Genomic DNA, 15,264 nt, shown 5'->3' with positions numbered 1-15,264 from the left:
TACTAAGCATAAAAAGCCTCCTTAATAAGGAGGCTTTTTTATGTGATTATATGTGGTCTATTGATTTAAATAGGCAAGAAGCTCATTCTCAAACTTTGGACTGTGTATGTTTGCGTGGCTATTAAGAATCACACCTTTTCTATCTAGCACTATTGTCTTGTTAATATCATTGAGTACAAGTTGCTTTCTTCCTAAAACGGGCTTTGCAAGTTGATATTCCATAAGGGAATTATAATTCTTATTGTCTAGATGACGTAACCATTTGTCTTGTTCCTTGTTGACATTAATCGCAATAAAATTAAACTCAGGATATTTTTTTTGAAGGTCTTGAGCCTTTTTATGAGAATTGTTCATATGTGACTTTCTTAAATAAGACCAAAAGTATAGTACCGTTGGTTTTGTAATGCGACTAGACAGCGTGCTCATTGCTAGGTTTGTGTCTACAATAAGAACATCTGGTATGACATTACCGGCCTCCATACTTTTATTATTTGCATAAAGGGCATCTATATCTGCTATTGTTTCTTGTGAAGAAGATACTGCTTTAATCTCGTCAAACAGTGTTGCCACTTCTTGAGAATTATTGCTGTTTGCAATAAAAATACGTGCCATCTGGTAGAGTAAACGTTCTTTAAGTGGCTCATTACTTACAATACTATCTATAACCGCAATCTGGTGGTGATTGTGTACGTAAGACATACGGTCGTAACTTGATGAGTCACCATACCTCAAAAAGCTCAGATGATTTATATACGAGCCCAGATATCTTCTAAAACCGTATAACTCATCAAGGTTTGGATTATTTATATCTACGCTTTCGCGAAAGCGGTAAAAGTCTCCAGGTAACGTTTCAATAAAATTCAGTTTGTCCTTACCATAATGAGCAAAGGGGTAAAGCTCCTTGCGCTGAAAATTGTCCATTTTAGAAACCGCCTTAGCAATATCTATAAATTCTTCAGAGTAGGTAGCTTCTGGATTGTTCAAAAATGTATTGAGTTCTTCTTGATGTATAATAGACATTGAGTCTAATGTCTTTTGAAAATTCTCTGGATTTTTTTGATATTTTCTTTTAAAGTTTTTGTTTTCAGACTCCCAGTGAAGGTACATATCTATGAGGAATGAACTCTTTTCTGAACCATAACCAGAGAAGCTTAAAGACTCGTCAAACTCTTTTGTGTTTACACGCAACAAGATGCTGTCTCCTTCTTCAATATGAACAATCTGGTGTTCTCCGTGCTCAAAGCGGTAAAGGCCGCTTTCAAAATTCTCCAGTTTGTATAAAAATCTATTACGTCTGTCTAGGGGTATACTGTCTGTGACTTTCTCACCTTTACGTAAAAGTACATAGCTCTGTACAGGGTTGATAATCTCACCACCTATATATGTTCCGTCTGCCTTGTCTTTGTCTTCAGAGATACAACTGGTTGTAAATACTACAAGTAATGAGAGAAGAGCGATGTGATATTTCATATAGGGTATTAATTTATGCTTTAAAGGTAAGCATAGCGCATTGTTCTCAAAAATAAGTTTAACGGTGTGTTTAAGTTGTTAAAGCCACGTTAAAAGCATTTTACTATTCTAATGTTTAAAATTTCTTTAATTATAGGTATTTTTGCAGGCTCTAAACAGACAATTTTATGTTATCAGTTTCTAATCTTTCGGTTCAATTTGGTAAACGCGTTTTATTTGACGAGGTAAACACCTCGTTTCTTAATGGCAATTGCTATGGTATTATAGGTGCAAATGGTGCAGGGAAGTCTACGTTCCTTAAAATATTAACGGGACAGCAAGACCCTACCTCTGGTCACGTTCATCTAGAGCCAGGTAAACGTATGTCTGTACTAGAGCAAAATCACTATGCTTATGATGAGTTTGCGGTACTTGAGACTGTGGTAATGGGTAATAAGCCATTATATAAAATCAAGTCTGAGATAGATGCACTATATGCAGACTACTCAGATGAGAATGCAGACCGTATAGGAGAGCTTCAAGTACAGTTTGAAGAGATGAATGGATGGAATGCAGATAGTGACGCAGCTACAATGCTATCTAACCTTGGTATAAAAGAGGAGCTTCACCACACATCTATGGCAGATCTAGATGGTAAGCAGCGAGTACGTGTCTTAATTGCACAGGCGCTTTTTGGTAATCCAGATGTGCTTATTATGGATGAGCCTACAAACGACCTGGATTATGAAACAATTGCTTGGCTAGAAAACTTCTTAGCAAACTATGAGAATTGTGTGATTGTAGTCTCTCACGACCGTCACTTTCTTGATGCAGTTTGTACACACATATCAGATATAGATCACGGTAAGATCACTCACTATAGTGGTAACTATACCTTCTGGTATGAGTCATCTCAACTAGCAGCAAGACAACGAGCACAGCAAAACAAAAAAGCCGAAGAGAAGAAAAAGGAATTACAAGAGTTTATCGCTAGATTCTCTGCAAACGTTGCAAAATCTAAGCAAGCTACATCTCGTAAAAAGATGATAGATAAACTTAATATAGAAGAAATTAAGCCATCTAGCCGTCGTTACCCGGGTATTATATTTGACAGAGATCGTGAGGCTGGAGATCAGATTTTTAATTGTGCTGGTCTTACTGCAAGTCTAGATGGGGAAACACTATTTAAGGGCGTAGATATAAACTTAAATAAAGGAGATAAAGCTGTATTATTCTCTCGAGATAGTCGTGCTACTACAGCATTTTACGAGATTATAAATGGTAATCAAACTGCAGATAGTGGTAGCTTTGATTTTGGAGTAACAACAACACAATCTTACCTGCCACTAGATAACTCATCATATTTTCAAGATGGGACTCTTAACCTTGTAGACTGGCTGCGCCAGTATGCACAAACAGAAGAGGAGAGGGAAGAGGTTTTCTTAAGAGGTTTCTTAGGTAAAATGATTTTTTCTGGTGAAGAAGCTCTTAAAAAATCTGATGTTTTATCTGGGGGAGAAAAAGTGCGCTGTATGATTTCAAAAATGATGATGAAGCGTGCAAATATCTTAATGGTAGATGAACCTACAAACCACTTAGACCTTGAGTCTATTACAGCATTTAACAATGCGCTTAAAAACTTTAAGGGCACTGTAATGCTCACAACACACGATCACGAGTTTGCAAGCACAGTAGGTAACCGTGTAATAGAGCTTACTCCTAAAGGAGTTATAGATCGCTTTATGAACTTTGATGAGTATATGAGTGATAAGAGCATCAGAGAGCAGCGTATGGCGATGTACGAGTAGGTTACTCCCCTTACTTTTTATTAGTGAAGTAAGAGATGAGCATATAAATACAGAATATACTTAACGCACCACTTATTATAATGCGAAGCATAGGTAACTCTTCACCCTTTAATAAAGGTGACAAACGCCATAAGGAGTATAATAAGAAGAGTACATAAAAGATAAGACGGCCAGGAGATACTCCTGGCTTTTTCTTTTCTGTAGTATTTCTATTGATTGTTTTTATGGGTGTACTTTGCGATTCTTCTTGTGAGAGTGAGTTGAGCTCATCATCTGTAAGGGCATTTGTTTTAAAATCTTCTAGTGTGGCTGCTACAATATGCTTAGCTTTTACAAGGTGTTCCTTGTCAACCAGTAATCTAGATTGATCTGGGGAGCCTAGCGCATAGCCGGCTAGCTTTGCACTCTCATTATCATCTCTTAGTATACTAGGGATTCCTTTTTCTTCTAGAATGATCTGTAAACGTTTTGTCTCAATGGCAGACCCAGTGTGGATCTTCTCATAACGGGAATCTGGTAGTATACTCATATAGTTATCTTGTTTTATCGTAAGTGCTATTCCATATCGCTTTATTGAAATTTTTACCTAATGCAAAGGCATAAAATAATACAATAGCTCCTATAGACTTAAACATAAAGAAAAAGACCATAACATCTTGACTTAAATCTTGATTCTTTGTAAAAAGACCGTCTGGTATAAGCATAGTAGCGACTAGACTTATTAAAAGTGTGGTTACAATTAGATTTTCAAAAGATTTAAACGACCAGGCCCACTGCTTTCTAAAGGGGTTAAGATCATTTCCCCATTTATGTATGAGGTAGTAATATCCATTACCCATAGGAGCAAAAAGTAAAGGGTCATCTGCTTTTTCTAGTACAAACATTTTTGACGGTGCTATGATTTTAAAACCATCTAGTTCTGTATTGTGCGTGTTTTCAAGATATTTAATATTGTCTAGCGCTTGCTGTGGATATTTCCCTTTAAAGTACTTTGTATCTAGAAAGCGAAGTCTGTAATCTATACAAATCTTCTCTATTTGTTTAATATGGAAGATATTTTCGGTTGCTAGTAAGTCTATATTAAACTCATTGTAACCTGAGCCTGAAGGGCTATTAAGGGTTTTTATGATTCCGCTTTCGCGAAAGCGGTCTTGTGTAAAAATAGCTTCTACTTGAGCCAGAATATCTTGCTCTTGCTCACTCTTGCTGCGCTCACGTAATAATTTATCGTGAATGTTTGTTCTGGTTAATAGCATCTCTTTTTTTCTACTAAATATACAATACAAAAGCCGCAATGTCAATGCAACAGTCATACTGTATAAAATTATTGAAACTATTAAACAAATATGTTAAGGTCTTAAGAGCAGTAAGTTGTGCTTATCTAATTGTAAGATGTCGAAATTCTAGATCATAAAAAAAGTCCCAAATTCTTAATAGAATTTGGGACTTGAAGTAATTTGTAATGTAATTATCTAAGTGTTGCTCCTAGTTCTTTTTCAAAACGTTGTTGCAGCTTGTTCATCACTTTGTCAATATTCTTATCTGTAAGTGTTTTGTTTTCATCTTGTAATAAGAAACTCACAGCATAACTTTTCTTTCCTTCTGGCAAGTTTTTGCCCTCGTATACATCAAAAAGGTTTACGTCTTTGAGAAGTTTCTTTTCCGTTTGTTTTGCAATGGTTTCAATCTCTTCAAACTGAACTTTTGTATCTAGTAACAAAGCAAAGTCACGTCTTACGGCAGGGTATTTTGGTATTTCCTTAAACACTACTTTGTTGCGAGCAGCAATCTCTAAGACCGCATCCCAGTTAAAGTCTGCAAAGTATACCTCTTGAGAAATATCAAATTTCTTTAAAACACTTTTCTTTACAATGCCGTAGGTAACCACTTCTTGTTTTCCAAGAGATAAACCTACCGCTTCAGAAAATAAATCATTCTTAACACTCGCACTACGTAGTCGAGCTATATTTAACTTTTCAAGTAAAGCTGTTACTACTCCTTTTAAGTAAAAGAAGTTAGTAGGTGCGCTTGTATTTGCCCAAGACTCATCTGTACGATTACCTGTTACAAATAAGGCAAGGTGCTTATCTTCTTTGCGCTCACCAGGGTAGTTGTGATACGTTTTTCCAAACTCAAAAAGCTTGAGATCACTACGGCGACGATTTATATTATACGAGATTGCCTCAAGTCCAGAAAACAGCATAGACTGTCTCATTACGCTAAGCTCTTTACCTAGCGGGTTAAGCATCTCTACATTATATGCTTCTTTTAAATTTTCTGAAAGAGCAGTATAAGCTGGAGTGGTAAGGCTGTTTGCCATCATCTCATAGAAGCCTTGTGCCGCGAGCTGGTTACCCACTACATCACTTACTCTGTGATCATCAAATTTTGAGGTAGATGATACGGTAGCATTAAGCTTGTTGCCAAAAGAGATATTGTTATAACCGTATACACGTAGTATCTCCTCTATAACATCTGCCTCTCTAGTTACATCGTTTCTAAAAGCTGGTATGGTCATACCTATACCACTTTCTGTCACATTATTAATTTTAATATCTAGTGACATTAATATTTCTTTAATCACCTCACGAGGTAATTCTTGACCTATAAGTTTTGTAGTATTATCAAAGTTTAAGAACACCTGTTGGTCTTCTATCTTTTTAGGGTAGATATCTACTATCTCGCTTGTAATCTCTCCACCGGCAATCTCCATAATAAGTATAGCAGCTCTCGTAAGCGCATACTCAGTAATATTAGGGTCTATACCTCTCTCAAAACGGAAAGATGCGTCTGTATTAAGTCCGTGGCGCTTTGCTGTTTTACGCACAGCCACAGGGTTAAAGTAAGCACTTTCTAAAAAGATGGCATTTGTATTTTCTGAAACGCCACTATGTAAACCACCAAAAACTCCTGCAATACACATAGGCTTCTCTGCATCACAAATCATAAGATCATCTTCGTGCAGTTCACGTTCTACACCGTCTAGTGTGGTGAACTTTGTTCCAGCTTCTAGTGTGCGTACTTCAATCTTTTCTCCAGTGATTTTACTAAGGTCAAAGGCGTGTAGCGGTTGCCCTAGCTCGTGAAGTACATAATTAGTCGCATCAACAATATTATTAATAGGCGAGAGGCCTATAGCTTTAAGTCTGTGTTGTAACCACTCTGGCGAGTCTTCTACTTTAAGACCGCTTATTACAACTCCCGCGTAGCGTGGTGCTTTTTCTGAGTCTAGTACATCTACATCTATTTTGTGTACACGCTTTTCTATTTTAAAAGAAGAGGTAGATGGAGTGATAAGTCCTTTGTTTATTTCTTTCTGTAACAATCCAGCTTTAAGATCACGGGCAACACCCCAGTGACTCATAGCATCTGCACGGTTAGGCGTAAGGCCTATTTCAAAAACTTGATCATTTTCTATTTCAAAAACTTGAGCAGCTGGTGTTCCTGGTACAAGTGCGTCGTCTAGTATCATAATACCGTCGTGACTCTTACCTAGACCTAGCTCATCTTCTGCACAGATCATACCGTGAGATTCCTCACCACGTATTTTTCCTTTCTTAATTTTCCACGCTTCACCTTCTTCTGTGTATAGCGTAGTGCCTATAGTTGCAACTGGCACTTTTTGACCTGCAGCTACATTTGGCGCACCACAAACTATCTGTACAGGAGCCTCAGCACCTATGTCTACCGTAGTTACTTTAAGCTTGTCTGCATTGCTGTGTTGCTCGCAGGTGAGCACGTGACCTATTACAATCCCTTCTAGACCGCCTTTTACACTTTGGTATGTGTCTATACCTTCTATCTCTAGACCTAGGTCTGTTAGGAGTTCGCCAGTTTTTTCGGCATCCCAATCTATATCAATAAACTGCTTTAACCAGTTGTAAGAAATTTTCATAAAAATGGAGCTTTTTGAAGTAGGCAAATATAGGATAAGTAAGCAAGTAGGCAAAGGAGAAGAGTGAGTATCTGTGTAGTTTTTTACGCTTTCGCGAAAGCATATATATCCCCATTTTACTACTTATAATCGCATATTTTGTGCTTAACTTAATAAAGTGATTAACACGTCTTTTCTAAAGTTGTTGTTACTGAGTTGTAAGATAATCGTTTGACTTAAAAAATTCTGAGATTTGAATTTTTATGGAATATATAGATATTTAACAAATAGTTAACTATATATTGACGTAGATGTTTTTTTTTTTGCTAAAAATGTGAAATATGTATCTAAAACGAATCATCTTAGTTTTTGTAGTCTTAATCTTTATCTCTTGTGACACAGATGATACCAGTCTTGATACTAATGCCACAAGTGATACTTCACAACTTTTTCCAAATTTTCAATTTATAGAATTAGGACAAGGCTCTCTTTTTTTAAATAGTAGAGAAGCATTATTTAACTCTGATTCTCAAAGTTTTAATTTTAATGAGTTGGTGGATAATTCTGGTGGATTCTCTGATCGATTTTTACTGTTTGGTGACTATTATATGAGTTTTGATTTTGTCGAAGAAGGTGAAGATTTACCTGTATTTATTAGGAGGCAATATGGCTCAGAAGGAGATGTTTACATCTTGCCAGCTACTGAAAACCCAACTAATGGTATTGTTGTGGTAAATAATAGACAAATAATTCGTTCCGTTTTGCGAGAGGATAATTTCTCTTTTGATTTGAATGTATACAACTACATTACAGGTGAAACTTCAATTATAGAAAGTACATTAAATCTTAGTACGTCTGGAGGTACGCAGTTTAAGGTTTTTAACAATGATTATCTTATTATCTTTAATCAAACCGATGATTTTAAAACATTGGTTCGTATTTATGACCTGAATTCTTTAACAGAATCTGCTTCTCTAATAATAGACGATTTAATAAATACATCATCTGGTGGACCTGTAATTCAAGAAATTATTGGAGATAAACTTTTTCTAACGGGATCAGGAACTACAGACACACTCTATGAATTTAATTTAAGTTCAGGTGTATATAATGGTAGTCAATCTTATGGTGTTTTTCAAAATGAAAGAAGTGTACAAGCTAATGGTCGTATTTATTTAGGTACAAAAAATGCGAATAACGAGTTGTTTTTTGATTTAAGTACAATTAATGTATCAAATAGAACTATGTCCAGTTTAGATATTAGTGAGTTAATTATAGATAGAGCAAATGATAATGGATATTTTACTTCAAGGCCCTATAGATTTACCTACAGTGATGAGCAAAATGTTTGGATTGTTGCAGTTTTGAATTTTGATGATAGTAATCTTGATACTGCTGATATTGAATACCTGAAAATTTCAAATGAGGGTGAGATTGTAGCATCGACTGAAACTCCAGAAGATAATGAGACACGTCCAATTTCTAATCTTAGAGCAGATTAATTTTTAAACTTATTTAAAATTGCCATAATTGTATAATAGAGAATTGTGTGTTGTTTTTAAGATGAATACCTTTTGTAGGGCTAACTTATATAACTCCAGATATTTTTAAACTTCATCATCTGGACATACATAAAGCGTATGATCTGGTTTTCTTCTTTCTCAAACTTAGGATCGTCTTTTACCAGTTGCCAGGCATAGCTTCTGGCTACCTTAAGAATGTCATTGTCACGTATAATATCAGCTATTTTAAGGTTGAGCGCGCCACTTTGCTGGGTTCCTGTAATGTCGCCTGGGCCTCGTAGCTTGAGATCTACCTCTGCTATTTCAAAACCATCATTAGTGCGTGTCATTGTCTCTAGGCGCACTTTGCTATCGCTAGAGAGTTTGTGACTGGTCATAAGGATGCAATAGCTTTGCTCTGCACCTCGACCTACACGACCACGCAGCTGGTGTAACTGGCTTAACCCAAAACGCTCTGCACTCTCAATAATCATCACAGAAGCGTTAGGAACGTTTACGCCAACTTCTATTACGGTTGTGGCGACCATAATTTGAGTTTCACCTTTTATAAAGCGATTCATTTCAATCTCTTTATCGTCTGGTTTCATCTTTCCGTGCACGATAGAAATCTGATATTCTGGCATCGGAAATTCACGAGAAATACTCTCGTAGCCATCCATCAAATCTTTGTAATCCATCGCCTCAGATTCTTGTATTAATGGGTACACAATATAGACCTGTCTACCCAGGGCAATTTCGTCTCTAATAAACTTAAAAACTTTGAGTCTATTTGCGTCATATCTATGCACCGTTTTTATGGCTTTTCTGCCCGGTGGTAACTCGTCAATTACACTTACATCTAGATCACCATAAACGGTCATCGCAAGGGTGCGGGGGATAGGGGTGGCGGTCATCACAAGTACGTGTGGCGGGTACTCATTTTTGTGCCATAACTTGCTGCGTTGCTTTACCCCAAAACGGTGTTGCTCATCTATCACTGCGAGCCCAAGATTCTTAAATTTTACCTTGTCTTCTAGTAGAGCGTGTGTACCTATAAGGATGTCTAGCTCACCATTTTCTAGCTGCTCGTGTATGATTTTACGTTCTGAAGCTTTGGTTGAACCTTGAAGTAATGAAATACTGGTATTCAGTTCTTTACATAATTCTACTAATCCTTGATGGTGTTGCACTGCCAGGATGGCAGTAGGCGCCATTAAACAAGCCTGAAAACCGTTGTCAAGTGCCATTAACATTGACATAAGCGCTACTATGGTCTTCCCAGAACCCACATCTCCCTGTAAAAGCCTGTTCATTTGTGCATTTGTACCTAGGTCGTGACGTATTTCTTTAAGAACACGTTTTTGTGCACCAGTCAACTCAAAGGGTAAATGGTCATTATAAAACTCTGTAAAAATGGGACCAACTTTCTCAAAAGGATACCCTTTTATTTTAGTCTTATGGTTTACATTTTTAAAGGCAAGTTGAAGCTGGATATAAAAAAATTCTTCAAATTTTAATCGGTATTGAGCACGTGCAAGATGCTCTTGAGATTGCGGAAAATGAACGTTTAAAAGTGCCTCTCTTTTTGGCATTAATTTGAGCTCTGTAACGAGGGGTTTTGAGAGGCTCTCAAAGAGATGATTTTTTGCCTCCATAAAGAGGGTTTGCATCACTCCATTTACCACCTTATTTGTGATGCCACGATTAGATAATTTTTCGGTAGATGGGTACACGGGTTGCATTGCAGATCGTATACTTTTTTCGTGCTCAGAAAGCAGTTCCATCTCTGGATGTGGCATCGAGAATTTACCGTTGTAATAATTACATTTTCCAAAAATCACATAAGGCGTATTCATCTTGATACCCTCCTTGATCCATTTATGACCTCTAAACCATACTAACTCCATCTGCCCACCATCATCTCTAAAGGTTGCCACAAGCCTGCGACCTTTACCCTCTATCATCTTCATACTGGTAAACTTCCCTATAATCTGCACCTCTGCATTGCTACGCTCAAGCTCGCTTATTTTATAATAGCGCGTTTTATCAATATATCTGTGCGGGAAAAGATGCATTAGGTCCTGAAAGGTGTGTATACCCAGCTCAGACCGCAATAAGTCTGCTCTGTTAGGACCTACGCCTTTAAGGTAATCTATGGGAGTTTGTAAAAATGTGGGATTCATTAAAAGTAAAAATAAGCCTTTAACTCAAATTTTCGAATGCCTGTATAAAAGATACTGGCTCAAAAGTTGTTATTTTGAGTATATGAAATACCTATTGCTCGCTATTATAACATTATCCGCTTTCGCGAAAGAGTATACCCAAGAAATATCTGCTCAAACCAAAACCATAGATTTTAAGCAAGTTACCGCTTCCTTATCGCTTGATTTTGATACGAAATCTGTTTTAGGAAAAGTGACTACAACCTTTACCGCATTACAAGATGTAAATCAAGTTGTGATGGATGGAAAGGCGATGCAGCTCGTAGATAAAACAACCACATTTGCCATAAGTGCAACAGATACTACCATAGTTTTTAATGGGACGTTTAAGGCTGGGGAGAGCTATAAAGCAACTTTTGACTACTCAGTGCAACCTACACAGGCAGCATATTTTGTAAATAACAACGGGAGTGAGCAGTTCTGGACGCAAGGTCAAGGTAAGTATACCTCACACTGGCTGCCTAGTATAGATGATATGAATGATAAAATCATATTTGATCTTAAAGTGACGGGACACAATAGGCATACAGTTATTGCAAATGGCGTAGCTGCAAAAACATTAAAGGATTATAATGTGCTAGTTTCAGAATTTGATATGGATAAGCCTATAGCAAGTTATCTCGTGGCGCTTGTGGTGGGAAATTATGATGTAAAAACAGCTACCGCCTCGTCTGGTGTGCCTTTAGAGTATTACTATTATCCAGAAGACTCTTTGCAGGTAGAAGCTACTTACAGATACTCTAAGGAGGTTTTTGACTTTTTAGAACGTAAAATAGGCGTGCCGTTTCCTTTTAAGGTCTATAAGCAAGTACCTGTAAAAGATTTCTTGTATGCAGGTATGGAGAATGCGAGTTGTACCATCTTTTCTGACGATTTTATGGTAGATGCAATAGGCTTTACAGATCGTAATTATATAAACGTAAATGCACACGAGCTTGCACACCAGTGGTTTGGAGATCTTGTAACTGAGACTAAAAGTGAGCACCACTGGCTACAAGAGGGATTTGCCACTTACTATGCACTTCTTGCCGAACGCGAGATCTTTGGGGATGACTATTTTTATTTTAAACTCTTTGAAACTGCAGAGCAGTTACGAGCTTTAAGCGATCAAGGCAAGGGGCAAAAGCTTGTTGCTTCTGGAGGAAGTAGTCTTACCTATTATCAAAAAGGTGCTTGGGCAATACACATATTACGAGAGCGAGTAGGGGCAAACACCTTTGATCTCGCTGTGCAGAATTATCTCAAAAAGTATGCATATAAAAATGTAACTACAGAAGATTTTATGACAGAGGTTGAGGCGCTAGCTACCGTAGATCTCACAGACTTTAAGAAGAACTGGCTATACCAGTCGGCTTTTCAAGCAGAAGATGCCTTACAGTCGCTTAAAAAGAGCGAATTTATGCAACAGTACTTTAGATTACAGTCAGGTAGAGAAGCTCCGTTATCAAATAAGTTTACACAACTTATGGATGCTGTAGCCTCAGGTAACGACTACCTAGGGCAAGAGGCGGTATACCAAGCGGCTCAAGAATCTATCAACGCGACACTGCCTGTTTTTAAACAAGCTATAAGTTCTAATAATGTCTTTATACGTCAGGCTGTGGCTACATCGCTAGAAAATGTACCCAAATCACTTGCTACCGATTTTTATAAGTTGCTTAAAGATGATAGCTATGTCACGCGCGAGCAGGCAATGATTAAATTATGGGTGTACCACCAGCAGCGCAATGATCCTGCATCACAGCGTAGGGTTCTTGATATAATGGATGGGCAGTTTGGGTTTCAAGACGGGAACTTACGTACCTTGTGGCTTGCACTATCACTGGCAACACCAGAGTATAAGCCGTCACAATCTTTTGGGCGATATCAAGAACTCATAAGCTACACACAACCAGAACAAGCTTATCAGTTGCGACAAAATGCCTTTAGCTACCTGCGCCAGCTAGGCTCTTTTGAAAAGGAAAGCTTACAAGCACTCGTAGAGGCGAGTGTGCATCACGTATGGCGCTTTCGCGAAAGCGCAAGAAAACTACTCAAAGAGCAGCTTAAAAACCCTAAGAATATTGCTGTTGTAAAAGGACTTACCAGCTCTCTTACCGAAAAAGAAGTTGCCTATCTAAAGCGGGTAGATGTGTTGTAACTAGATTATCTCGCTTACCTCTTGCTTTATGTATTGTAGCGCAGTCTCACTAGGGGCTACGCTGTCCATAAGGTCACGTAGCAATGTCTCACGCAGTTGATCGCTAGTTGCAACCCTGCTGCTCATATTAGTCTTGCTTATGATGGCGGCAGTACTACTTTTTGCCGTGCGCACAACGTTCCAGCATTCTTGTGTTACATAAATTTGCTGCGCTAGGTTATGTTCAAATTCTTCATTTATCGTGCGCAGTAACAGTGCTTCATAATCATTAGGATCATCATTATACGGTTTTACACGTGTAACTAGTTTGCCAGGAGAGATACGCTCTAGAAATAGTGTGAGACGCTCGTAAGCCTGTAGTTTTTGTGGTAGCGCCTTTGCCTGATTGTCTTTATGTAATAAGAAACGGCGACGCCCTTCTTGTTCTTTTGTAAACTGGTTAAAAAAGTAGTAGGCTAGGAGCGCTACAACTATGGCTGGAAGAAGGTTATAAGCAAGGTTTGTTAGGTCTTGAGTCATTGGTTGTATTGGGTTTAAAGCTGGTTATCTTTATAACTAGGGTATACTATTTTTAGTATGTGCAATGTATTGAGAGACGTTAATAACGCACGTCATCCATATCTATTTCTTTGGCTACCTCTTTTTTATTGTAGTTTCCACCTAGGTCTGGACACTTCATAAGTGCTTTTGTACTTTTAAAAGGAACAGCTACTTTATTGTAACCATAAACATCTGCTAGGGTTTGCGTGAGGTTTTTATCACCTAGGTTGATATCTACATCATCCATTGTGAGTTGCGCTGGGTGCTCATAGCCACAGGCACGAGTAATCTCTAGTAATTCCTTTTTAAAGTTTTTAAAGTAGTAGTGTGTGCGCTCTGCTTTGTCTTCTATGTTAATACCACGCTGCAGCCACTTGTTTTGAGTAGCAACACCAGTAGGACAGGTGTTGTTGTGACATACTTTAGCTTGTATACAACCCACAGCAAGCATTGCCTCACGTGCTACGTTTATACAATCTACGCCCATAGCAAACGCCATTGCAGCCTTTGCTGGGAAGCCTAGCTTACCAGAACCTATAAAAACTACACGATCTGTGAGTTTATATTCTTTAAAGATTTTATAAATATCAGAAAATCCATATACCCAAGGCACTGCTACGTGGTCTGCAAAGCTAGGTGGCGCAGCTCCCGTACCACCTTCACCACCATCTACAGTGATAAAGTCTGGCCCCTTGCCAGTACTTGCCATAACTTGAGCAAGCTCTCTCCAGGCATCAAGTTTACCTATAGCGGCTTTAATACCTACAGGTAATCCAGTCTTGGTTGCAATATCTTCCACAAAATCTATAAGTTCTGGTACGTTTGAGAATGCTTTGTGATTAGGAGGGGATAAGACGTCTTCGCCTTGTTTTACCCCGCGTATCTCTGCAATCTCTTTTGTGATTTTAGATCCTGGTAATACGCCTCCTTTTCCTGGCTTTGCACCTTGAGAGAGTTTTACCTCTATGGCACGCACCTGCGGATTTTCTGAAACGAGTTTCTTCATTTTAGGCATTGAGAAACCACCTTCTTCACTTCTCACACCAAAATATCCTGTACCAAAGTGAAAAACAACATCACCGCCTTTTTTGTGATATGGTGATAATCCACCCTCGCCAGTATTATGATATGCATAAGCCTTTGCACAACCTCGATTGAGAGACTCTATAGCTTTCGCCGAAAGGCTACCATAACTCATCGCACTTACATTAATTATTGAACTAGGTCTATAAGGACGTGCTCTTCTTCCTGCACCCATTACTTTTGCACACGCTAGGAAGTATGGATCTTTTGCATTAGGATGATCCTTTTCTACCTTATAAGGCATCATCGCATTGTTTATAAAAATGTAATGAGACTGGTTAATATCACGGTCTGTACCGAAACCTTCGTAATTATTTTCATTTTTTGCAGAGGCATAAATCCACCCGCGTTCTATACGGTTAAAGGGTAGCTCCTCACGATTATTTGCCACAATATACTGGCGTAGCTCTGGACCTATACTTTCAAGCATATATCTAAAGTGGCCTACTACAGGGAAGTTTTTTAAAATGATATGCTTCTTCTGTATAAAGGTGTCATAAATAGCTACAAGAACTACAACGAGTATGAGCCACATCCACCAAGAAATAGCACCTAAGAATGATAAAATAGAATCCATAAACTATATTTTTTTTACTAAAATACGACTAGAAGCAATTTGAATTGTAATTTTTAAGTCAACTTTGTT

At 37.9% G+C, this 15,264-nt stretch carries 10 protein-coding genes; 3 read left to right on the top strand and 7 right to left on the bottom strand.

The annotated features are described in order from the left end of the window. Positions 1 to 57 precede the first annotated feature (57 nt). Positions 58 to 1,470: a TlpA family protein disulfide reductase gene (locus ACFO5T_RS10215; protein WP_380034117.1), complete on the bottom strand. Its 1,413-nt coding sequence runs from the start codon at positions 1,468 to 1,470 to the stop codon at positions 58 to 60. A gap of 167 nt (positions 1,471 to 1,637) precedes the next feature. Here ACFO5T_RS10215 and ACFO5T_RS10210 point away from each other — a divergent pair, with 167 nt between their 5' ends. Further along, entirely contained in the window at positions 1,638 to 3,257 is a 1,620-nt protein-coding gene (locus ACFO5T_RS10210) for an ABC-F family ATP-binding cassette domain-containing protein (protein ID WP_380034115.1), read from the top strand. Between the two features lie 10 nt (positions 3,258 to 3,267). Here ACFO5T_RS10210 and ACFO5T_RS10205 read toward each other — a convergent pair whose 3' ends face one another. The 3 genes from ACFO5T_RS10205 to pheT all read right to left on the bottom strand — a co-directional run bounded on the left by ACFO5T_RS10205 (position 3,268) and on the right by pheT (position 7,152). Then, positions 3,268 to 3,786: a putative signal transducing protein gene (locus ACFO5T_RS10205; RefSeq protein WP_380034113.1), complete on the bottom strand. Its 519-nt coding sequence runs from the start codon at positions 3,784 to 3,786 to the stop codon at positions 3,268 to 3,270. 4 nt (positions 3,787 to 3,790) lie between these two features. Next, complete coding sequence (locus ACFO5T_RS10200; protein WP_035324617.1) at positions 3,791 to 4,513, bottom strand: hypothetical protein; 723 nt, start codon at positions 4,511 to 4,513, stop codon at positions 3,791 to 3,793. Between the two features lie 212 nt (positions 4,514 to 4,725). After that, a complete protein-coding gene (gene pheT, locus ACFO5T_RS10195; RefSeq protein WP_380034111.1) occupies positions 4,726 to 7,152 on the bottom strand; it encodes a phenylalanine--tRNA ligase subunit beta in 2,427 nt (808 codons plus the stop codon). Positions 7,153 to 7,472: 320 nt separating this feature from the next. Between pheT and ACFO5T_RS10190 the strand changes: the two genes are divergently transcribed. Continuing rightward, positions 7,473 to 8,633 (top strand): hypothetical protein, encoded by a 1,161-nt coding sequence (locus ACFO5T_RS10190; RefSeq protein WP_375251813.1) that lies wholly within the window; start codon positions 7,473 to 7,475, stop codon positions 8,631 to 8,633. Positions 8,634 to 8,713: 80 nt separating this feature from the next. On the opposite strand, the gene recG is transcribed toward ACFO5T_RS10190, so the two are convergent. Further along, the gene (gene recG / locus ACFO5T_RS10185) at positions 8,714 to 10,816 is read right to left on the bottom strand and encodes an ATP-dependent DNA helicase RecG (protein ID WP_380034109.1); all 2,103 of its coding nucleotides are present in this window, start codon (positions 10,814 to 10,816) and stop codon (positions 8,714 to 8,716) included. 82 nt (positions 10,817 to 10,898) lie between these two features. Between recG and ACFO5T_RS10180 the strand changes: the two genes are divergently transcribed. Continuing rightward, positions 10,899 to 12,995 (top strand): M1 family metallopeptidase, encoded by a 2,097-nt coding sequence (locus ACFO5T_RS10180; protein WP_380034107.1) that lies wholly within the window; start codon positions 10,899 to 10,901, stop codon positions 12,993 to 12,995. On the opposite strand, the gene ACFO5T_RS10175 is transcribed toward ACFO5T_RS10180, so the two are convergent. Both ACFO5T_RS10175 and ACFO5T_RS10170 read right to left on the bottom strand, forming a co-directional pair. After that, a complete protein-coding gene (locus ACFO5T_RS10175) occupies positions 12,996 to 13,514 on the bottom strand; it encodes a DUF7935 family protein (protein WP_380034105.1) in 519 nt (172 codons plus the stop codon). A 79-nt stretch (positions 13,515 to 13,593) separates the two neighbouring features. Continuing rightward, the gene (locus tag ACFO5T_RS10170; protein WP_380034103.1) at positions 13,594 to 15,195 is read right to left on the bottom strand and encodes an FMN-binding glutamate synthase family protein; all 1,602 of its coding nucleotides are present in this window, start codon (positions 15,193 to 15,195) and stop codon (positions 13,594 to 13,596) included. Positions 15,196 to 15,264: the final 69 nt, after the last annotated feature.

Source organism: Dokdonia genika (genome assembly GCF_042652845.1).
Taxonomy (GTDB): Bacteria; Bacteroidota; Bacteroidia; order Flavobacteriales; family Flavobacteriaceae; genus Dokdonia; species Dokdonia donghaensis.
This window is presented reverse-complemented; position numbering and strand designations above follow the sequence as displayed.

What these genes read in the sequence shown, in the direction of transcription:
- ACFO5T_RS10190 (WP_375251813.1), top strand. Translation starts at nt 7,473, where the DNA reads ATGTATCTAAAACGAATCATCTTAGTTTTTGTAGTCTTAATCTTTATC.
- ACFO5T_RS10205 (WP_380034113.1), bottom strand. Translation starts at nt 3,786, where the DNA reads ATGAGTATACTACCAGATTCCCGTTATGAGAAGATCCACACTGGGTCT.
- pheT (WP_380034111.1), bottom strand. Translation starts at nt 7,152, where the DNA reads ATGAAAATTTCTTACAACTGGTTAAAGCAGTTTATTGATATAGATTGG.
- ACFO5T_RS10175 (WP_380034105.1), bottom strand. Translation starts at nt 13,514, where the DNA reads ATGACTCAAGACCTAACAAACCTTGCTTATAACCTTCTTCCAGCCATA.
- ACFO5T_RS10215 (WP_380034117.1), bottom strand. Translation starts at nt 1,470, where the DNA reads ATGAAATATCACATCGCTCTTCTCTCATTACTTGTAGTATTTACAACC.
- ACFO5T_RS10180 (WP_380034107.1), top strand. Translation starts at nt 10,899, where the DNA reads ATGAAATACCTATTGCTCGCTATTATAACATTATCCGCTTTCGCGAAA.
- recG (WP_380034109.1), bottom strand. Translation starts at nt 10,816, where the DNA reads ATGAATCCCACATTTTTACAAACTCCCATAGATTACCTTAAAGGCGTA.
- ACFO5T_RS10210 (WP_380034115.1), top strand. Translation starts at nt 1,638, where the DNA reads ATGTTATCAGTTTCTAATCTTTCGGTTCAATTTGGTAAACGCGTTTTA.
- ACFO5T_RS10200 (WP_035324617.1), bottom strand. Translation starts at nt 4,513, where the DNA reads ATGCTATTAACCAGAACAAACATTCACGATAAATTATTACGTGAGCGC.
- ACFO5T_RS10170 (WP_380034103.1), bottom strand. Translation starts at nt 15,195, where the DNA reads ATGGATTCTATTTTATCATTCTTAGGTGCTATTTCTTGGTGGATGTGG.